Consider the following 17,975-nt stretch of genomic DNA (forward strand, 5'->3'; position numbering starts at 1 on the left):
GTGCTCAGCGGCGCGACATGTAGAGGTCGAGCGCCTTGTGCAGCAGCTTGTTGAGCGGGTAGTCCCATTCCCCGAGGTACTCCGCGGCCTGTCCGCCGGTGCCGACCTTGAACTGGATCAGCCCGAACAGGTGGTCGTCCTCGTCCAGGGTGTCGCTGATGCCGCGCAGGTCGTAGACGCTCGCGCCGAGCGCGTACGAGTCGCGGATCATCCGCCACTGGATGGCGTTGGACGGCTTCACCTCGCGCTTGTGGTTCGCCGAGGCGCCGTAGGAGTACCAGACGTGCTCGCCGACGGTGAGCATGGTGGTGGCGGCCAGCGCCTCGCCCTCGTGGTAGGCGATGTAGAGCCGCATCCGGTTGGGGTCCTCGGCGGTGAGCGCCTTCCACATCCGCTGGAAGTAGGACAGCGGGCGGGGGGTGAAGTGGTCGCGTTCGGCGGTGATCACGTACAGCTTGTGGAAGACCGCGAGGTCCTCGTAGCTGCCCTGGACCACCTCGACGCCGGTCTTCTCGGCCTTCTTGATGTTGCGCCGCCACAGCTGGTTGAAGCCGCGCTGGACGTCGTCCAGTGAGCGGCCGCCGAGCGGCACCTGGAACACGTAGCGGGGCTGGACGTCGCCGAAGCCGGCGCCGCCGTCCTCGCCCTGCAGCCAGCCGGAGCGGCGCAGGCGTTCGGCGGCCTCCAGGGCGCGCGGCTCGGACCAGTCCGGTTCGACGTCGCGCAGCCGCTTGGCCTCCTTGGAGGCGATCGCCTCCTTGATGGTGGCGGCCTCCCAGCGGCGGACCACCACCGGCGGGCCCATCTTCACCGTGAACGCGCCCTGGGCCTTCAGGTGCGCCAGCATCGGCTTCAGCCAGCGGTCCAGGTCCGGGTCGAACCAGTCGATGATCGGGCCCTCGGGCAGGTAGGCCAGGTAGCGCTTCACCTTGGGCAGCTGGCGGTAGAGCACCAGGCCGGCGCCGACCAGCTCGCCGGAGGTGTCGAACCAGCCGAGGCTCTCGGCGCGCCACTCCGCCTTGACGTCCGCCCAGGAGGGCACCTGCATGTGGCTGGCAGAGGACCGGCTCTGCACAAAAGCCAGGTGTTCCTCACGCGTGATCGTCCGCAGACGCAGGCTCATGCTCCGTGCTCCTCCTCGTCAGGCTTTCCGAAGGTGACCCTATCGCCCGAATGGTCCGATTCGGGTGGGACGCGGTCCGACGTGGGTGTGCCCCCCCGTTCGCACCCGCTGGCACAGGTACTACTCCGGGAGGGCCTTGGGGGTTGCACGCTTTTGCCAGGTTCACCCTGCTCTGCCGCGCGCGGGCGTCACCACACGCCCCCGAAGAGTCCGCCGTGCGCCACGCCCAGGAACAGGCCGAACGCGGCGGCGCCGGTGCCGATCACCACCACGAAGCGCTCGGCGGTGGTGACGGAGACGAACAGGCCGATCATTCCGGTGATGACGCCGACCAGTCCGGCCCACGAGCTGAGCAGGTGCAGGTTGTGGAAGAACGAGGTGACGAAGGCGACCGCGCCGAGCAGCAGCGTCACCCCTACCAGGGCGTTCTCCCGCGGATGCGGGTTCCCGTCGGTGTTCAGGGTGAACTGCGGGCGGTGGACGTTCTGCGCCATAGGACCCACCTCCTGTGGTGGAGGGAACGTTCGTTCTGTCCAGATTGATACCGATATGGTCGAAATGACAACCGCGGACACCAGGCGTTTTGTCCGTCGGTCGGCTCACCCGGTAGGCTTGCCCCTCTGCACTGGTGTAGGGCGTGCCCGCATGCCCAGCAGCAGTGCCGACGCGCACAACCCTCCTGCCACGGAGAGACCGTGGCCGTTGAGTCCAAAGGAGGTGGGTTACACATGCGTCACTACGAGGTGATGGTCATCCTCGACCCGTCGGTCGAGGAGCGCGCTGTCTCCCCCCTGATCGAGAACTTCCTCAACGTCGTCCGCACCGGCGGCGGCAAGGTTGAGAAGATCGACACCTGGGGCCGTCGTCGCCTGGCGTACGAGATCAACAAGCAGTCCGAGGGCATCTACTCGGTCATCGACCTCTCGGCCACGCCCGAGGTCGTCAAGGAGCTCGACCGCCAGCTCAGCCTGAGCGAGTCGGTTCTGCGGACCAAGGTCCTGCGCCCGGACACCCACTGAGCCCACTTCCGGCGTTCGCGCCGGAGGGCTCGCGTCCGGTGTTCCACGTGGAACACCGCTGACGAGCACCGCAGAACTTCTTTCCGAGAGGTCATCACCACATGGCAGGCGAGACCGTCATCACCCTCGTCGGCAACCTCGTCGACGACCCCGAGCTGCGTTTCACTCCTTCGGGCGCCGCAGTGGCCAAGTTCCGCATCGCGTCGACTCCGCGGACCTTCGACCGTCAGACGAACGAGTGGAAGGACGGCGAAAGCCTCTTCCTCACGTGCAACGTCTGGCGTCAGCCGGCGGAGAACGTGGCCGAGTCGCTGCAGCGCGGCATGCGCGTGATCGTGCAGGGCCGACTGCGCCAGCGGTCTTACGAGACCAAGGAAGGCGAGAAGCGGACGGTCTTCGAGGTCGAGGTCGATGAGGTCGGCCCGAGCCTGCGCTCGGCGACCGCCAAGGTCACCCGCGCCAACCGCTCCGGCGGTCCCGGCGGCGGCGGTGGCTTCGGTGGTGGCGGCGGCCAGCAGGGCGGCGGCGGGTACGGCGGCGGCAACCAGGGTGGCGGCAGCTGGGGTGGAAACCCCGGCGGCGGCAACCAGGGTCCGTCCGACGACCCGTGGGCGTCCAGCGCGCCCTCCTCGCCCAACCAGGGTGGCGGCAGCTGGGGTGGAAACTCCGGCGGCGGCTACTCGGAAGAGCCCCCGTTCTAAGCGGTGCGGGCCGGACCCCTCGCGGGTCCGCAAACGCTGACAGATCTCGTACTTAACGGAGCACACAATGGCGAAGCCGCCTGCTCGCAAGCCGAAGAAGAAGGTTTGCGTCTTCTGCAAGGACAAGGCCACTTACGTGGACTACAAGGACACGAACCTGCTGCGGAAGTTCATTTCCGACCGCGGCAAGATCCGTGCCCGCCGGGTCACCGGCAACTGCACCCAGCACCAGCGTGACGTCGCCACGGCCGTGAAGAACAGCCGTGAGATGGCCCTGCTGCCCTACACCTCCACCACGCGCTAAGAGAGGGTGACCGAACAATGAAGATCATCCTCACTCACGAGGTCCCCGGCCTCGGCAGCGCCGGCGAGGTCGTCGAGGTCAAGGACGGCTACGCCCGCAACTTCCTGGTCCCGCGTGGCTTTGCCATCCGCTGGACCAAGGGCGGTCAGAAGGACGTCGACGCCATCCGTCGCGCCCGGAAGATCCACGCCATCCAGACCCTCGAGGCCGCCAACGAGGTCAAGGCCAAGCTCGAGGGCCTGCAGGTCAAGCTGGCCGTTCGCTCCGGCGAGGCCGGCCGCCTGTTCGGCTCGGTGACCCAGGCTGACGTCGTGGAGGCCATCAAGGCCGCCAACGGCCCGGCCGTGGACAAGCGCGCCGTCGCGATCGGCTCGCCGATCAAGACCGTGGGCACCCACAAGGTCTCGGTCAAGCTGCACTCGGACGTTCAGGCCAACCTCGACGTCGCCGTCGTCGCTGCCTGATCTCGGCTGCACAGCTGACGAAGGGGCCGGACTCCACTCGGAGTCCGGCCCCTTCGCCGTGCGTGTGAAGGCCTGCGCCTTCGTCGTGCGTGTGAAGGCCTGCGCCTTCGTCGTGCCTGCGTGGGTTCACGCCCGGACGGCGCCGGTCACCATCCAGCGGCCGGTGCGGAGCCGGCCGGTCAGGACGGCGGCCCGGCCCAGCATGAACAGGTTCATCGCCCACCACAGCCCGGCCAGGCCCAGGCCCAGCGCCGGTATCGCGAGGGCGGCGGGGGCGAAGAGCAGCAGGGCGGCCAGCATCCCCCAGGCCAGGAAGCGGCCGTCGCCGGCGCCCATCAGCACGCCGTCGAGCACGAACACCACGCCGCCGATCGGCTGGGTCAGCGCCGCCAGCAGCAGCACGGTGGACAGCTGCGCCCGGACCGTCGGGTCGTCGGTGAACAGCGGGATGTACAGCGGCCGGGCCAGCACCATCAGCAGGCCCAGCACCAGGCCCGCGCCGACGCCCCACTCGATCATCCGGCGGGTCGCCGCCCGGGTGCCCGGCAGGTCGCCGGCGCCCAGGTAGCGGCCGATGATGGCCTGCCCGGCGATCGCCACGGCGTCCAGCGCGAAGGCCATGAACGACCAGATGGTCATGGTGATCTGGTGGGCCGCGATCTCGCCGTCGCCCAGGCGCGCGGCCACCGCGGTGGCCAGCAGCAGGGCGGCGCGCAGGCTCAGGGTGCGCACCATCAGCGGGCCGCCGGCCCGGGCGGAGGCCTTGATGCCGGCCAGGTCGGGCCGCAGCCCGGCACCCTCCCGGCGGGCGCCGCGGACCACCACGGCCACGTACACGGCGGCCATCGCGTTCTGCGCGATCACGGTGCCCCAGGCGGAGCCGGCCACCCCGAGGCCGGCGCCGTACACCAGGACCAGGTTGAGCAGCAGGTTGGCGCCGAACCCGCCGATCGCCACCAGCAGCGGGGTGCGGGTGTCCTGGAAGCCGCGCAGCACGCCGGTGGCGGCCAGCACCAGCAGCATCGCGGGCACGCCGAGGGCGCTGATCCGCAGGTAGGTGACGGCGTACGGGAGGGCGGTGGGGGAGGCCCCGAGCAGTTGGGCGGCCTGCGGGGCGAGGGCCAGCGTGAGCACGACCATGCCGGCGGAGAGGATCAGGGCCAGCCAGATCCCGTCGATGCCCTGCTGGACGGCGGCCCGGCGGTCGCCGGCGCCGATCCGGCGGGCGACCGCGGCGGTGGTGGCGTAGGCCAGGAAGACGAAGATTCCGGCGGCGGTGGTGAGCGCGGCGGAGGCGATGCCGAGGCCGGCCAGCTGGGCGGTGCCGAGGTGGCCGACGATCGCCGAGTCGGCCATCAGGAAGAGCGGTTCGGCGACCAGCGCGCCGAACGCCGGGACGGCGAGGGCGAGTATCTCGCGGTCGTGGCGGCGGGGTTCGGCCGCGGGAGCGGGACGGGTGGGCGTCGCTGGCATGGTGTCCACCCTACTCATCCACAGGTAATGATCGCTAGTGGGTTTTGTCTCTTACCGGACCTGTGGACGGACGGCGGATCGAACGGCAGATCGAACAGCTGGGCGGTCTTGTCCCCGGCTGTGTGAAGAATTTCTCATGCACAGGCAGTGGATGAGGTAATCGCAGGTCAGCGAGTTGACACCGGGGCGATCGTGTGGTTATCCACAGCGGTGTCCACAGGGTTGTGCACAGCTTTCCGGGGGTTCTCCACAGGCTGCGGAGAGTTGTCCACATGCCCTGTGGATAACCGTCTTGGAGGAACCGCCCGGCCCCCCGTACCGTGGCTCCGGACCAGACCCCGGTGGCCGCGCGACACCGCCCCGCACGCAGCCGGAACTGTCGGCTCGGTGGCGTATGAAAGACGCTCGGTGGCGTATGAAGGACAGGGCGCCAGCACCGGACAGGCCCGCACCAACTCGCACCAACCGCTGATCGGGGAACACGCGTGACCGGCCCCCAGTACGACGACCACGACGCCCCTCCGCCCCCGGAGGACGACTGGCAGCCGTCCGACGACGCCTTCCCGCTCGACGCCTTCCCCGACATGCCGGGCGACCGCCTGCCCGCCACCCGCCGTTCGAACAACGCCGGCGGCGGCTCCGGCGGGCAGGGCGGCGGCGGGGGCTTCCAGCGTCGGGACGGCGGCGGCAAGGGCGACCGCTTCCCCGGCAAGGGCGAGCGGCGCGACCGCGACGGCGAGGCCGGCCTCGGCGGCGCCGAGGGCTTCGAGCGCGTCCCCCCGCAGGACCTGGCGGCGGAGCAGTCCGTGCTCGGCGGCATGCTGCTCTCCAAGGACGCCATCGCCGACGTCGTCGAGGTGCTCAAGCCCGCCGACTACTACCGGCCCGCCCACGAGCTGATCCACGGCGCGATCCTCGACCTGTACGCCCGCGGCGAGCCCGCCGACCCGATCACCGTGGCCGGCGAGCTCACCAAACGCGGCGAGCTGGTCCGTGTCGGCGGCGCGTCCTACCTGCACACCCTGGTCAACTCCGTCCCGACCGCGGCCAACGCGGAGTACTACGCCGAGATCGTCCACGAGCGCGCCGTGCTGCGTCGTCTGGTCGAGGCCGGCACCCGGATCGCCGGCATGGGCTACGCCGCCGAGGGCGACGTCGACGACATCGTCAACCAGGCCCAGGCCGAGATCTACGCCGTCACCGAGCAGCGCACCAACGAGGACTACGCCCCGCTGGCCGACATCATGGAGGGCGCCCTCGACGAGATCGAGGCGATCGGCTCCCGGTCCGGCCAGATGTCCGGCGTCCCCACCGGCTTCGCCGACTTCGACCAGCTCACCAACGGCCTCCACCCCGGCCAGATGATCGTCATCGCGGCCCGCCCCGCCATGGGTAAGTCCACCCTCGCGCTGGACTTCGCCCGCGCCTGCTCGATCCACAACAACCTGCCGAGCGTGATCTTCTCGCTCGAAATGGGCCGCAACGAGATCGCCATGCGCCTGCTGTCGGCGGAGGCGCGGGTCGCGCTGCACCACATGCGGTCCGGCAACATGACCGACGACGACTGGACGCGGGTCGCGCGCCGAATGCCCGAGGTGAGCGCGGCGCCGCTGTACATCGACGACTCGCCGAACCTGTCGATGATGGAGATCCGGGCCAAGTGCCGCCGGCTGAAGCAGCGCAACGACCTGCGCCTGGTGGTCATCGACTACCTCCAGCTGATGCAGGCCGGCGGCTCGCGGCGGGCCGAGAGCCGCCAGCAGGAGGTCTCGGACATGTCCCGAAACCTGAAGCTGCTGGCGAAGGAGCTGGAGATCCCGGTGATCGCGCTGTCCCAGCTGAACCGTGGCCCCGAACAGCGCACCGACAAGAAGCCGATGGTCTCCGACCTGCGTGAGTCCGGCTCGATCGAGCAGGACGCCGACATGGTCATCCTGCTGCACCGCGAGGACGCCTACGAGAAGGAGTCCCCCCGGGCCGGCGAGGCGGACCTGATCGTCGCCAAGCACCGTAACGGCCCGACCGCCACCATCACCGTCGCCTTCCAGGGCCACTACTCGCGCTTCGTGGACATGACCCGCGACGTGACCTGACGGGCGGTCGGGGCCTGCCCGGGGCGGCGCGCCGTCAGAACCAGTGCAGGCAGTGCGGTTCGCGTTCGGCGCGGAACATGGCGTCGGCCTGGGTGGCGGCGGTCGGGTGGTGGGCGCGGATGTGGCCGGCTCGGACGAGGGTGGTCGGGGTGGTGCCGCCGAGGTAGATCGAGCCGAGGTCGCTGATGTCCATGGAGAGATCGGGCTCGCGGTCGGTGGGGGTGCATTCGGCGCGGCCGTCGCGGACGGTCAGCAGGTGGCGGGTGTGTTCGCCCAGGAACGGGTCGTCGACGTCGAGGACGAGTTCGCCGTCCGCGGACCATGCGCGGGCGGTGAGGGCGCGCGGGATGTCGAGCAGCCGGACCCAGAGCCAGTCGGTGTCCCCGCTGATGGTGCCGGCGTTGAAGTCGGTCAGCTGCCAGCGCAGCGGGTGGCCGGGCGGGAAGTGCCGGAAGGCGACGTCGGTGACCAGGTCGTGGCCGAGCAGGCAGCGGGCCAGCGCGGTGAACGCGGCGTCGTCGAGTGCGATGGTCTCGTCGACCAGCATGGCGAGCGAGTCGTCGAGGGAGTAGCTGGCGTACCCGTCCGGGGTGCCGTCGGCGTCCCGGTGGAGGGCGATATAGCGCTGGTCCGGGCCGGTCGGGGCGTGGCCCGCCTTCCGGGCCCACCAGCGGGGCGGGCGGGAGATCGCGCCGGGCTGGGTGCGGCGGTAGCGGTCGTAGATCTGTTCCACCAGCTCGCGGCAGTCGCTGAGCCGGAGCAGTTCGACGGTGCCGGTGGGCTCCTGGCCGGCCCGCGGCGGGGTGAGCGCGGCGCGGTGCCGGGGTACGGTCAGCCGCCGGGTGTAGGTGGCCGGGCCGTAGCCGAACCGCCGGTAGATCACCGCCTCGGAGGCCAGCAGCACCGACATGATCTCCCCGCGCTCGCGCAGGTCGGCCAGTTGGCGGCGCTTCATCGCGGTGAGCACGCCCTGCCTCCGGTGCGTGGGCAGCACGCCGACGCAGCTGATGCCGGCCACCGGCACGGTCGCCCCGCCGGGCAGCGTCAGCTCGAAGGAGTACGCGCACGAGGTGCCGACCGGCCGCCCCTCCTCGGTGACGGCGAGCAGCCCGCGCTCGGGTTCGAGTGCCGACCACCAGACGCCGGTGCCGTCCTCGGCCGGTGTGGTCGGGTGCTTCCCGAACGCGGCGAAAACGGTGTCGACGAAGACGTCGAGGTCCTTCTCGGTGGTGGAACGAATCTCCATGGCTGTGCTGCCTCCCCGCGCTTGTCGGCCAGATGCCCGCCCAAGTGCAAGCGGCGGCCCACTGCTGGGTCAAGCGAATTTGCGGCTGGTAGCCTCGCCCGCCGTGAGCGACGACGACGAACTGCGACTGTGCCCGCTGCCGGACGAAGTGACGCTGCTGCTGGCCGAGTTGGCCGCGCCGCCGCGGCTGGTGGCGCACCTGCGGCTGGTGCACGACGTGGCGGTGCGGCTGGTGGACTGGTCGGCGGAGCACTGCCCGGGGCTGGAGTTCAACCGGGCGGCGGTGCTGTTCGGCGCGGCCACCCACGACATCGGGAAGGCCCTGCACCGCGCGGAGCTGTCCGGCCCAGGATCGGCGCACGAGCCGGCCGGACGGGAGCTGCTGCTGGCGGCGGGTGTCGCCCCGGAGCTGGCCCGCTTCGCGGCCGGCCACGCAACGTGGGGCCCGGACAGCGGAGTTGAGGACCTGCTGGTGTCCCTGGCCGACAAGGTGTGGAAGAACAGGCGCGTCCCGGACCTGGAGGACCTGCTGGTCGCCGCCCTGGTCCGGGCCGGCGGTGGCGAGCGGTGGGAGCAGTTCCTCGCACTGGACGAACTGCTCACCGCGATCGGCGACGGTGCGGAAGAGCGCCTGGCCCACCAGGCGCTCTTCCCGACGGCCTAGGCCAGCGTGACGGTGCTGCGGAAGACGCTCGCGCCCGGGCCGGTCAGCGTGGTCTCGGCGCCGTTCGCCGGCAGGAACGCCGACTCGCCCTGGTGGAGCGTCAACGTCTGTGCGCCGGAGGCGAGTTCGACGGTGCCGGCAGTGCAGAGCAGGATCTGCGGGGCGTCGCCGGGCAGCACGGCGGGCTGCTCGGCGAGGTCGTAGCGGGAGAGCCGGAACTCGTCGATCGGCACCGGGTAGAGCCGCTCGCCGTCCGCGCCGGGCTCGGGGCGGAGGATCTCGGGGCTGCCGCTCTCGAAGCCCACCACCTTCATCAGCTCGGGAACGTCCACGTGCTTCGGGGTGAACCCGCAGCGCAGCACGTTGTCGGAGTTGGCCATGATCTCCACGCCGGTACCGCGCAGGTACGCGTGCGGCAGGCCGGCGCCGAGGTAGAGCGCCTCGCCGGGCTGCAGGCGGACGTAGTTGAGCAGCAGGGCGGCGACCAGGCCGCGGTCGCCGGGGTACTCGGCGGCGGCGAAGGCGTAGCCGGCCATCGCGCCCGTCGGGTCGGACGGGGCGGCGGCGGTGACGGCGCGGGCCACGGCGTCCACGGTGGCCCGGCCCTGCTCGTCCGTCAGCGCGAGCGCCTCGGCGAGCGCGCCGGACAGCGCCTCGGCCTCCGGCTTGGTGCGCAGCAGGTCGATCAGCGGCTCCAGCCCAGGCACCTCCAGCGAGGCCATCAGGTCGGCCGCGTCGGCGGGCGCCCGGAAACCGCACAGGCCCTCGAACTCGCTGAGCGCGCAGATCAGTTCGGGCTTGTGGTTGTCGTCCTTGTAGTTGCGGTGCGGCGCGTTCGCGGGGACGCCGCGCTGCTCCTCGTCGGCGTGGCCGGCCCGGGCCTCGGCGCGGGTGGGGTGGGCCTGGATGGACAGCGGGGTGGCGGCGGCCAGCACCTTCAGCAGGAACGGCAGCGTCGGCCCGAACTGCGCGACGGCGGCGGCGCCCAGCTCGGCCGCCGGGTCGGCGGCGATCACCCGGTCGAGCGGCACCGGGCCGTTGCCGCGGTCGATCACCGAGGGTGCGCCGGGGTGGGCGCCCATCCACAGTTCGGCCTGCGGCTCACCGGTGGCGGGTCGGCCGAGCAGTTCGGGGATGGCGGTGGCCGAACCCCAGGCGTAGTCGCGGACGGTGTTGTCGAGCCGGTCCATCAAGTACTCCAAGATGCGTGCGGACATGCGTGCGCTGCGGTGGCCGGTGCGCGAGGACCACCGACAATAGCTGACGCAGCCGGCCGTCCGATGGTGCCAGGTGATCACTCTGCTGGGCGTGCCTACCCGGCGTCGGAGGGGGGTTCCGGGAGAGGGTGGACGGTAACCGGGGCCGATCGGTCCCGCCACCGAACACCGACCAGGGGAGCAACCGTGACCGCGTCACCGCCCGACGAGAACGCCGAGGGCCGTGGGGCGGGTGCCGCGCCGTCCTTCCGCCCGCTGGAGGTCGAGGTGTTCACCGGCCCGGAGAGCGCGTTCTTCGCCACCTCCAGCCTGATCATGGGCGAGCACACGGCGATCCTGGTGGACGCCCAGCTGACCCGCAGCGCGGGCCGGCAACTCGCGGAGTGGATCGCCGGCAAGGGCCGGCAGCTGCTGGCGATCGTCATCACCCACCAGCACCCCGACCACTACTTCGGCGCGGACGAGGTGCTCCGGCTGTTCCCCGCCGCGCAGCTGCTGGCCGCGCCCTCGGTGGTGGACGGCATCGCGCGGACCGCCGCGGCGAAGGTCGCGCAGTGGAAGCCGGTCTACGGCGACGACATCCCCGACCAGCCGCTGCTGCCCGCCCCGTTGCTGCCGCAGCCTCTGATGATCGACGGTCAGCTGATCCGGGTGCTGCCGCTCGGTCAGGCAGACTGCGCCGGCTCCACGGCGGTCTACCTGCCGAGCATCCACACCGTCATCGCGGGCGACTTCGTCTACAACGGCACCCACGTGTGGACGGCCGACACCGACCCGGCGGCACGCGGCCAGTGGTCGCACAACCTCAACCGGATCGCCGACCTGGCCGTGGACCGGGTGATCGCCGGACACCGCGCCCCCGGCATGGACGACGCGGCACACCGGGTACTCGGCTTCACCGCCACCTACCTGCGCGACTTCGACGAGGCCCTGGCCGACCACCCCCGGGACGCGGAGGCACTGGCCAACGCGGTGAACGAGCGCTACGGCGGCCTGACCCTGCCGGCCATCCTGGAACTCGGCGCGGCGGCGAACGTCGGCCGCGTCGACGCGGCGGTGCCGGAGGTCGGGCAGGAGGAGAACGGCATCATCGACGCGGAGATCGTCGAGGAGAGCGACGAGGACGATGCGGGCGCTGCAGGCTCCGAGGGCTCCGAGGGCGACGACGAGCGGTGACAGCGGCGATACTGCCCGGGTGACGCAGGACGACGCGGTGTACGACGCGGTGGTGGCGGCAGGCGGGGCGGGCCGGCGGCTCGGCGGCGTGGACAAGCCGGCCCTCACGGTCGGCGGCCGCCCGTTGCTGGACCGGGTGCTGACGGCCTGCGCGGGGGCCCGGCACGTTCTGGTGGTCGGCCCGTCGCGGCCCACCGAGCACCCCGGCGTGCACTGGCTGCGTGAGGACCCGCCCGGCGGCGGCCCGCTGGCGGCGGTGGCCACCGCGGTGCCCGAGGTGACGTCGCCACTGGTGCTGCTGCTGGCCGCCGACCTGCCGTTCCTGGACACCACGACGGTGGAGCGGCTGCTGGCCGCCGTCGGTGACGCCGACGGGGCCCTGCTGGTAGACGCCGAGGGCCGCGACCAGCCGCTGGCCGCCGCCTATCGCACCGCCGCGCTGCGGCGCAAGCTCGCCGCACTGCCCGACCCGGCCGGCCGCCCCCTGCGCGCCCTGACCGGCGGCCTGCGCCTGGTGCGGGTGCCCGACCCGGCGGGCGCGTCCTTCGACTGCGACACCCCGCAGGAGCTGGCGGCGGCCCGGCAGCGGGCGGCGGGGGAACGCTGAGGCCGGCGGGCGCTCGGCGCACCCGGGGCATGTCCCGGGCGAGGTGCGGGGGCCCGCCGCAGCGCACCGGGTGTCGTCGGTGCGGCGGGAGGTGCGCTGCGTGGCGCTGCCGGGGGAAGCGGCCTGCGGCAGCCGGGATCGGGCAGCATGGGCGTCATGGAGCGCACATTGGACGAGTGGATGGCCGCGGCCGCGGCCGAGCTGGGGCTGGACCTTGCGGTGGACGTCCGGGGCCTGTTGGACATGACCCGGGTGGTTGCGCACGGGGTGGAGCGCCCGGCGGCGCCGTTGACGGCGTTCCTGGTGGGGTACGCGGCGGCGCTGAACGGTGGTGGGGCGGCGGCGGTGGCCGAGGCGTCGGCGAAGGCGACGGCCCTGGCGGAGCGCTGGGCCGCCGAGACGGACGGTCCGGCGGAGCGGTGAACGGCGGGGCGGGCAGCGGGACGGTGGATCCGGTCGGCGAACCGGTGCTGTCGCCGGGTGCGGCCACCTTGCGCGGGTGCCCGTGGCCGGTGGCCCGGCGTACCGCGTGGGCGGCGGCGCGTCCGCTGCCGGTGGAGCGGGTGCCGCTGGCGGTCGCGGCCGGGCGGACCCTCGCCGAGCCGCTGGCCGCGCTCACCGACCTGCCCGCGTTCGACACGTCGGCGATGGACGGCTGGGCGGTGGCCGGGCCGGGGCCGTGGCGGCTGTCCGGCCGGGTGCTGGCGGGCCAGGACTGCGCCCCACTGGCGGACGGCGCGGCGGTGGTGATCGCCACCGGCGCCCAGCTGCCGTCCGGCGCCACCGGGGTGCTCCGCCGCGAGCGCGGGCGGGTGGCCGAACTCCCGGACGGCACGGCCCAGTTGCGCGGCGAGGTCGGCCCGGGCCAGGACGTCCGGCCGCGCGGGCAGGAGTGCCGACGGGGCGAGGAACTGCTGCCCGCCGGGCTGCCGGTGACGCCGGCGGTGCTCGGCCTGGCGGCCGCGTCCGGGCACGACCTGCTGGCAGTGCGCCGCCGTCCGACCGTCGAACTGCTGGTGCTGGGCGACGAGTTGCTGACGGCGGGGCTGCCCGCGCCGGGCCGGGTGCGGGACGCGCTGGGTCCGCTGCTGCCGCCCTGGCTGGCCGCCGCCGGGGCCGAACTGCTGGGAAGCCGCCACGTCCGGGACGACTTCGGGCTGCTGCGGGACGCGGTCCGGCACTCGCCGGCCGACCTGGTGCTCACCACCGGCGGGACGGCCGCCGGGCCGGTGGACTTCCTGCATGCCGCGCTCGAGGCCACCGGCGGCCACCTGCTGGTGGACGGGGTGGCGGTGCGGCCCGGGCATCCCATGCTGCTGGCGGCGCTGCCGGGCGGTCGACACCTGGTGGGCCTGCCGGGCAATCCGCTGGCGGCCGTCGCGGGCACCGTCACGCTCGCGCTGCCGCTGCTGCACGCCCTGTCCGGACGAACTTCCGCCGTCTCGACCGGCCCGCTCGCCGCCGCGCTCCCCGGACACCCGACGGACACCCGCCTGCACCCCGTCCGGCACACCCCGTCCGGCCTCGCCCCACTGCCGCACGACGGCCCGGCGATGCTGCGCGGCCTGGCCCGGGCGGAAGCCCTGGCCGTGGTCCCGCCCGGCGGCCTGGCGGCGGGGGAGCACGCCGAGGTGCTGCCGTTGCCCTGACCGGTCGGGCGGATGTTTCACGTGGAACCGTGGAACCGGGTGGGTCAGGACGGGATGGGGGCGCCCGGCTTGATGACGATCAGGCGGTCGGTGAGCTGGAGGACGGCCGCCTCCGGTTCGGTGTAGTTGAGGACCCGGCGGCCGCGGACCACGGCCACCACCAGGTCGGGGAGTTCGCGGGGGCTCAGGCCGGCTTCGGCCTTGGTGACGGGGCGTTCGGCGACGTCCAGGCCGTTGCCGTAGGTGAGCAGGTCCTCCATGACGGCGCCCGCGTTGGGGCTGAGCATCGACATGCCGAGCAGGCGGCCGGCCGAGCTGGAGGAGGTGACCACGACGTCGGCGCCGCTCTGGCGGAGGAGGGGGGCGTTCTCGTCCTCGCGGACGGCGGCGACCACGGTGGCGCCGCGGTTGAGCTGGCGGGCGGTCAGGGTGATGAGTGCGGCGGTGTCGTCGCGTTCGGGGGCGACCACCACCTGGGCGGCGCGGGGCAGTTCGGCGCGCATCAGGGTCGCGGTGCGGGTGGCGTCGCCGAGCACGCCGACCAGGCCGTCGTGGGTGGCCTGGTCGATGGCCCGGGCCTGCGGGTCGACCACCACGATGGAGTCCTTCGGGACGCCCTGTCCGAGCAGGGTGTCCACGGCGCTGCGGCCCTTGGTGCCGTAGCCGATGACGACGGTGTGGTCCCGCACGGTGTGCCTCCAGCGTTCGATCCGCCACTGCAGGCGGGTGCGTTCGGTGAGCACTTCGAGAGTCGTGCCGACCAGGATGATCAGGAAGACCACGCGGAGCGGCGTGATCACGAAGATGTTCACCAGCCGGGCGCTGTCGCTCACCGGGGTGATGTCGCCGTAGCCGGTGGTGGAGAGGGTGACGGTGGCGTAGTACGCCGCGTCGAGGAAGCTGACCGAGCTGTTCGCGTTGTCGTTGTAGCCGCCGCGGTCGGCGTAGACGATCAGCGTGGTCGCCACCAGCACGCCCAGGGCCAGCAGCAGGCGGCGGCCGACCTGCCGCGTCGGTGGGCGGGTGCGGCGGGCGGGCAGGGCGATCCGGCGGGCGGGGTCGGTGTCTTCGGCGCCCTGGTCCCGGAAACGACTGAGCGTCAGACGGGACGGCCGGGCACCCGGGTCGGTGGGCGGGTTGGAGTTCGACACAGGCACAAGAATGAGGGGTGCGGACGTCACCGACCGACCCCGGGGGCGGAGTGTCGCCACCCTGTCCAGTGCCGGTGCCGGCCCTTGACGGACTGCCGGTTGACGGCGGGGGGAAGGGGTGCCCCAAAGGCGGAGGCGTAGCGTGGCGGCCATGCGAGCCATCACGATTCCCGAGCCCGGTGGTCCCGAACAGCTGGTCTGGGCCGAGGTGCCCGATCCCGTTCCGGCGGCCGGCGAAGTGCTGGTCGAGGTTGCCGCCACCGCGGTCAACCGGGCCGATCTGCTGCAGCGTCAGGGCTTCTACGATCCGCCGCCCGGCAGTTCGCCCTACCCGGGGCTGGAGTGCTCGGGCCGGATCGCCGCGCTCGGCCCCGGCGTGGCCGGCTGGTCGGTCGGCGACGAGGTGTGCGCGCTGCTGGCCGGCGGCGGTTACGCCCGGCAGGTTGCCGTGCCGGTCGGTCAACTGCTGCCGGTTCCGAAGGGGTTGACGCTGGTGGAGGCCGCCGCGCTGCCCGAGGTGGCCTGCACCGTGTGGTCGAACGTCTTCCAGGTCGCGCACCTGCGCCCCGCCGAGACGGTGCTGCTGCACGGCGGGGCGAGCGGCATCGGCACCATGGCGATCCAGCTGGCCAAGGCGGTCGGTGCCCGGGTCGCGGTCACCGCCGGCAGCCCGGAGAAGCTCGCCAGGTGCGCCGAACTCGGCGCGGACGTGCTGATCGACTACAACAAGCAGGACTTCGTCGCCGAGATCGCCGCGCTCGGCGGGGCCGACGTCATCCTCGACATCATGGGCGCAAAGTACCTGCAGCGGAACGTGGACGCCCTCGCGGTCAACGGCCGGCTGGTGGTGATCGGCATGCAGGGCGGCATCAAGGCCGAGCTCAACCTGGCCACCCTGCTGTCGAAGCGCGCCGCCGTGATCGCCACCAACCTGCGCGGGCGGCCGCTCGCCGAGAAGGCGGCGATCGTCGCGGCGGTGCGCGAGCACGTCTGGCCGCTGGTCGAGGCGGGCGTGGTCCGGCCCGTGGTGGACCGGGTTCTGCCGATCACCGACGCCGCCGAGGCGCACCGCGTGGTCGAGGCCGGTACCCAGGTCGGAAAGGTCGTCCTGGAGGTGTGATCCCGGGGCCCGAGGCGGCGGAAATGCCCGTAATGTCCGGGTGTGTGAGTCTGGTGGGAAGCTGTTCCGCCTCCGTCCGCACCTCGGTGCGGACGGCCGTCGGGAGGACCTGCTTTCGATGCTCGCTCGCCGCCGCCTCGTGCCCCCGGCCCCGCGCCGCACCCCCACCGCCCGCCCCGGCGTGCTGCTCCGCAGAGCGGCGCTGACCGGCCTGGCGCTGCCGCTGCTGCTGGCCGCCCCCGTCTTCGCCGTCGATCCGGCGGCCGATGCCCGTGATGCCCGTGAGCAGACCCAGGCGCGGCTGGACGCCGCGAGGGAGCAGGCGCAGGCGGAGTTCGACGCCGCGCGCGGGCAGGCGGCGGAGCGGATCGCCCGGGCCGTCGCGGCCGGGCAGTCCGTGCAGCCGGCGGCGCCGACCGACGGCGCGATATCCGCGACCGCCCCGTCGGCCCCGGCCGTCCCCGTGCCGGTTCCGGTCCCGGTGCCCGCCGTCCCGAGCGCGACCCGGATCGCCGCCTCGCCGAGCCCCACTCCGAGCCGTACCCCCGTCCCCGTTGGACCGGCCGCGCCGTCCCGCACACCGATGCCCGCCGCGGCGCCGTCCGCCGCCGCAGAGCCGTCGCCGTCTGCGGAACCTTCGGCCGAGCCCCCGTCGCCGTCGCGAGAGGAGCCTCCCGGCGCCCCGACGAGCAGCCCGGAGCCGGGCCGGCCCGGGTGGGCGCACCACCACCGGCCGGTGATGCCCCCGGCCCCGGCCCCGGTCCACGCCCCGGCTTCGACCCCGCCCAAGGCCGCGACCCAAGCCCCGGGCCGAGCCCCGACCCAAGCTTCGACCCAAGCCCCGGTCCAGGCCCCGACCCCTGCCGCGAAGCAGCCAGACCCGTCGACGGACCCGCCGGGCGGGGGCGGTGGGCAGCAGGCCGCCCCCGGGGCGGGTGCGCAGGGCGGGGCGGACGGGGCCGGGGGGCGCGACGAGGACGTGCTCGAGCCCCCGGCGGAGCCGGGCGCCGGGGCGGGCGCGGACGGTTCGGTGGTCGCGGGCGGGGCGCCGCCGGTGGGCCCGGTGGTGCCGGTGGGGCCGCTCGGGTCGGGGGATCAGTCCGCGAATCAGCTGCCGCTGGGCGTCGGACTGGGCATGATCGGACTGGGCCTCGGCCTGGTCGGAATGAAGCTGCGCCGGCGGTGATGCCGTGCGACGCGGGTAGCCGCCGGGTGGGACGATCCGGATACCAGGCGCGTTGACCTCCGCGGTGGACGAAGCATATGAAGGAGCTATGACCAACCCGATGAACGAGCGGTCGCAGCAGGAGCCTCACCAGGCGTCGAGCGGGAAGTCCGAGGACAGTCCGAAGGTGCTGATCGTCGGACCGGACGGCATGGCGGTGGGCACCGCGCCGGTCGGCGGGCTCGGCCGGAGCGACGACGACGACGAGCCGCGTGAGCTGCCGGTGACCGAGATGGTCGAGCAGCCGGCGAAGGTGATGCGGATCGGCAGCATGATCAAGCAGTTGCTGGAGGAGGTGCGGGCGGCGCCTCTGGACGAGGCGAGCCGGGCCCGGCTGAAGGACATTCACGCCAGCTCGATCAAGGAGCTGGAGCTGGGCCTGGCGCCGGAGTTGGTCGAGGAGCTGGAGCGGCTGTCGCTGCCGTTCGCCGACGACGTCATCCCGACCGAGGCCGAACTGCGCATCGCCCAGGCGCAGTTGGTGGGCTGGTTGGAGGGCCTGTTCCACGGCATCCAGACCGCGTTGTTCGCCCAGCAGATGGCTGCGCGGGCGCAGCTGGAGCAGATGCGGCGGGCGCTTCCGCCGGGACTGCACGGTGCGGAGGGGGACTTGGACGAGCCGGTCCCCGGCCGCGGTATGCGTTCCGGCCCCTACCTGTAGCGGTCTCGGGGGCCGCGCTGCGGCGCGGCCCCGAACCGCTACCCTGGCCCCTGTCCGGAAGTACGGCGCGCCGAGGGGGAGC

Annotated in this window: 17 protein-coding genes and 2 pseudogenes; 13 read left to right on the forward strand and 6 right to left on the reverse strand. The window is 72.9% G+C overall.

Going from position 1 to position 17,975, the window contains the following annotated elements:
* Positions 1–4 precede the first annotated feature (4 nt).
* Entirely contained in the window at positions 5–1,123 is a 1,119-nt protein-coding gene (locus ACFYST_RS06475) for a lipid II:glycine glycyltransferase FemX (protein WP_387639769.1), read from the reverse strand.
* Between the two features lie 188 nt (positions 1,124–1,311).
* On the reverse strand, positions 1,312–1,617 hold the full coding sequence (locus tag ACFYST_RS06480) for a hypothetical protein (RefSeq protein WP_387639767.1): 306 nt from the start codon (positions 1,615–1,617) through the stop codon (positions 1,312–1,314).
* Positions 1,618–1,851: 234 nt separating this feature from the next.
* Between ACFYST_RS06480 and rpsF the strand changes: the two genes are divergently transcribed.
* The 4 genes from rpsF to rplI all read left to right on the forward strand — a co-directional run bounded on the left by rpsF (position 1,852) and on the right by rplI (position 3,611).
* On the forward strand, positions 1,852–2,142 hold the full coding sequence (gene rpsF / locus ACFYST_RS06485; RefSeq protein WP_387639765.1) for a 30S ribosomal protein S6: 291 nt from the start codon (positions 1,852–1,854) through the stop codon (positions 2,140–2,142).
* A gap of 101 nt (positions 2,143–2,243) precedes the next feature.
* Entirely contained in the window at positions 2,244–2,843 is a 600-nt protein-coding gene (locus ACFYST_RS06490; protein ID WP_387860438.1) for a single-stranded DNA-binding protein, read from the forward strand.
* Positions 2,844–2,910: 67 nt separating this feature from the next.
* Positions 2,911–3,147, forward strand: a complete 237-nt coding sequence (gene rpsR, locus ACFYST_RS06495; RefSeq protein ID WP_030457605.1) for a 30S ribosomal protein S18 — start codon at positions 2,911–2,913, stop codon at positions 3,145–3,147.
* Positions 3,148–3,164: 17 nt separating this feature from the next.
* Positions 3,165–3,611 carry a 50S ribosomal protein L9 gene (rplI, locus tag ACFYST_RS06500; RefSeq protein WP_387639760.1) on the forward strand — a complete coding sequence of 149 codons (447 nt, stop codon included), beginning with the start codon at positions 3,165–3,167 and terminating at the stop codon, positions 3,609–3,611.
* Between the two features lie 126 nt (positions 3,612–3,737).
* On the opposite strand, the gene ACFYST_RS06505 is transcribed toward rplI, so the two are convergent.
* Positions 3,738–5,084 carry an MATE family efflux transporter gene (locus tag ACFYST_RS06505; RefSeq protein WP_387860441.1) on the reverse strand — a complete coding sequence of 449 codons (1,347 nt, stop codon included), beginning with the start codon at positions 5,082–5,084 and terminating at the stop codon, positions 3,738–3,740.
* Between the two features lie 584 nt (positions 5,085–5,668).
* On the opposite strand from ACFYST_RS06505, the gene dnaB reads away from it, so the two are divergent.
* Positions 5,669–7,177 carry a replicative DNA helicase gene (gene dnaB / locus ACFYST_RS06510; RefSeq protein WP_387861096.1) on the forward strand — a complete coding sequence of 503 codons (1,509 nt, stop codon included), beginning with the start codon at positions 5,669–5,671 and terminating at the stop codon, positions 7,175–7,177.
* A 34-nt stretch (positions 7,178–7,211) separates the two neighbouring features.
* Here dnaB and ACFYST_RS06515 read toward each other — a convergent pair whose 3' ends face one another.
* On the reverse strand, positions 7,212–8,423 hold the full coding sequence (locus ACFYST_RS06515) for a GNAT family N-acetyltransferase (protein ID WP_387860444.1): 1,212 nt from the start codon (positions 8,421–8,423) through the stop codon (positions 7,212–7,214).
* 103 nt (positions 8,424–8,526) lie between these two features.
* Here ACFYST_RS06515 and ACFYST_RS06520 point away from each other — a divergent pair, with 103 nt between their 5' ends.
* Positions 8,527–9,087 carry an HD domain-containing protein gene (locus tag ACFYST_RS06520; RefSeq protein WP_387860446.1) on the forward strand — a complete coding sequence of 187 codons (561 nt, stop codon included), beginning with the start codon at positions 8,527–8,529 and terminating at the stop codon, positions 9,085–9,087.
* On the opposite strand, the gene manA is transcribed toward ACFYST_RS06520, so the two are convergent.
* Positions 9,084–10,277, reverse strand: coding sequence for a mannose-6-phosphate isomerase, class I (manA, locus tag ACFYST_RS06525; RefSeq protein ID WP_387640707.1), 1,194 nt, complete (start codon positions 10,275–10,277; stop codon positions 9,084–9,086). The two genes, ACFYST_RS06520 and manA, sit on opposite strands and share 4 nt — an antisense overlap.
* A 213-nt stretch (positions 10,278–10,490) precedes the next feature.
* On the opposite strand from manA, the gene ACFYST_RS06530 reads away from it, so the two are divergent.
* The 4 genes and pseudogenes from ACFYST_RS06530 to ACFYST_RS06545 all read left to right on the forward strand — a co-directional run bounded on the left by ACFYST_RS06530 (position 10,491) and on the right by ACFYST_RS06545 (position 13,736).
* Positions 10,491–11,480, forward strand: coding sequence for an MBL fold metallo-hydrolase (locus tag ACFYST_RS06530; RefSeq protein WP_387860449.1), 990 nt, complete (start codon positions 10,491–10,493; stop codon positions 11,478–11,480).
* Positions 11,481–11,532: 52 nt separating this feature from the next.
* Positions 11,533–12,069 (forward strand): annotated as a pseudogene (locus ACFYST_RS06535) (molybdenum cofactor guanylyltransferase); the annotation flags it as partial.
* Between the two features lie 183 nt (positions 12,070–12,252).
* Positions 12,253–12,510, forward strand: a pseudogene (locus ACFYST_RS06540) (DUF6457 domain-containing protein); the annotation flags it as partial.
* A gap of 23 nt (positions 12,511–12,533) precedes the next feature.
* Positions 12,534–13,736, forward strand: coding sequence for a molybdopterin molybdotransferase MoeA (locus tag ACFYST_RS06545; protein WP_387861098.1), 1,203 nt, complete (start codon positions 12,534–12,536; stop codon positions 13,734–13,736).
* Between the two features lie 44 nt (positions 13,737–13,780).
* On the opposite strand, the gene ACFYST_RS06550 is transcribed toward ACFYST_RS06545, so the two are convergent.
* Positions 13,781–14,887: a potassium channel family protein gene (locus tag ACFYST_RS06550; protein ID WP_387860452.1), complete on the reverse strand. Its 1,107-nt coding sequence runs from the start codon at positions 14,885–14,887 to the stop codon at positions 13,781–13,783.
* Positions 14,888–15,038: 151 nt separating this feature from the next.
* Here ACFYST_RS06550 and ACFYST_RS06555 point away from each other — a divergent pair, with 151 nt between their 5' ends.
* From ACFYST_RS06555 to ACFYST_RS06565, 3 genes are all read left to right on the forward strand, one after another.
* Positions 15,039–16,007, forward strand: a complete 969-nt coding sequence (locus ACFYST_RS06555) for an NAD(P)H-quinone oxidoreductase (RefSeq protein ID WP_387639745.1) — start codon at positions 15,039–15,041, stop codon at positions 16,005–16,007.
* 118 nt (positions 16,008–16,125) lie between these two features.
* Positions 16,126–17,193, forward strand: a complete 1,068-nt coding sequence (locus tag ACFYST_RS06560; protein WP_387860455.1) for a hypothetical protein — start codon at positions 16,126–16,128, stop codon at positions 17,191–17,193.
* An 88-nt stretch (positions 17,194–17,281) separates the two neighbouring features.
* Positions 17,282–17,893: a bacterial proteasome activator family protein gene (locus tag ACFYST_RS06565; RefSeq protein WP_387639740.1), complete on the forward strand. Its 612-nt coding sequence runs from the start codon at positions 17,282–17,284 to the stop codon at positions 17,891–17,893.
* Positions 17,894–17,975: the final 82 nt, after the last annotated feature.

The organism is Kitasatospora sp. NPDC004614 (genome assembly GCF_042873675.1).
GTDB lineage: Bacteria > Actinomycetota > Actinomycetes > Streptomycetales > Streptomycetaceae > Kitasatospora.

What these genes read in the sequence shown, in the direction of transcription:
- ACFYST_RS06475 (WP_387639769.1), bottom strand. Translation starts at nt 1,123, where the DNA reads ATGAGCCTGCGTCTGCGGACGATCACGCGTGAGGAACACCTGGCTTTT.
- rpsR (WP_030457605.1), top strand. Translation starts at nt 2,911, where the DNA reads ATGGCGAAGCCGCCTGCTCGCAAGCCGAAGAAGAAGGTTTGCGTCTTC.
- ACFYST_RS06505 (WP_387860441.1), bottom strand. Translation starts at nt 5,084, where the DNA reads ATGCCAGCGACGCCCACCCGTCCCGCTCCCGCGGCCGAACCCCGCCGC.
- ACFYST_RS06560 (WP_387860455.1), top strand. Translation starts at nt 16,126, where the DNA reads ATGCTCGCTCGCCGCCGCCTCGTGCCCCCGGCCCCGCGCCGCACCCCC.
- dnaB (WP_387861096.1), top strand. Translation starts at nt 5,669, where the DNA reads ATGCCGGGCGACCGCCTGCCCGCCACCCGCCGTTCGAACAACGCCGGC.
- rplI (WP_387639760.1), top strand. Translation starts at nt 3,165, where the DNA reads ATGAAGATCATCCTCACTCACGAGGTCCCCGGCCTCGGCAGCGCCGGC.
- ACFYST_RS06555 (WP_387639745.1), top strand. Translation starts at nt 15,039, where the DNA reads ATGCGAGCCATCACGATTCCCGAGCCCGGTGGTCCCGAACAGCTGGTC.
- ACFYST_RS06490 (WP_387860438.1), top strand. Translation starts at nt 2,244, where the DNA reads ATGGCAGGCGAGACCGTCATCACCCTCGTCGGCAACCTCGTCGACGAC.
- rpsF (WP_387639765.1), top strand. Translation starts at nt 1,852, where the DNA reads ATGCGTCACTACGAGGTGATGGTCATCCTCGACCCGTCGGTCGAGGAG.
- ACFYST_RS06480 (WP_387639767.1), bottom strand. Translation starts at nt 1,617, where the DNA reads ATGGCGCAGAACGTCCACCGCCCGCAGTTCACCCTGAACACCGACGGG.
- ACFYST_RS06565 (WP_387639740.1), top strand. Translation starts at nt 17,282, where the DNA reads ATGACCAACCCGATGAACGAGCGGTCGCAGCAGGAGCCTCACCAGGCG.
- manA (WP_387640707.1), bottom strand. Translation starts at nt 10,277, where the DNA reads ATGGACCGGCTCGACAACACCGTCCGCGACTACGCCTGGGGTTCGGCC.
- ACFYST_RS06515 (WP_387860444.1), bottom strand. Translation starts at nt 8,423, where the DNA reads ATGGAGATTCGTTCCACCACCGAGAAGGACCTCGACGTCTTCGTCGAC.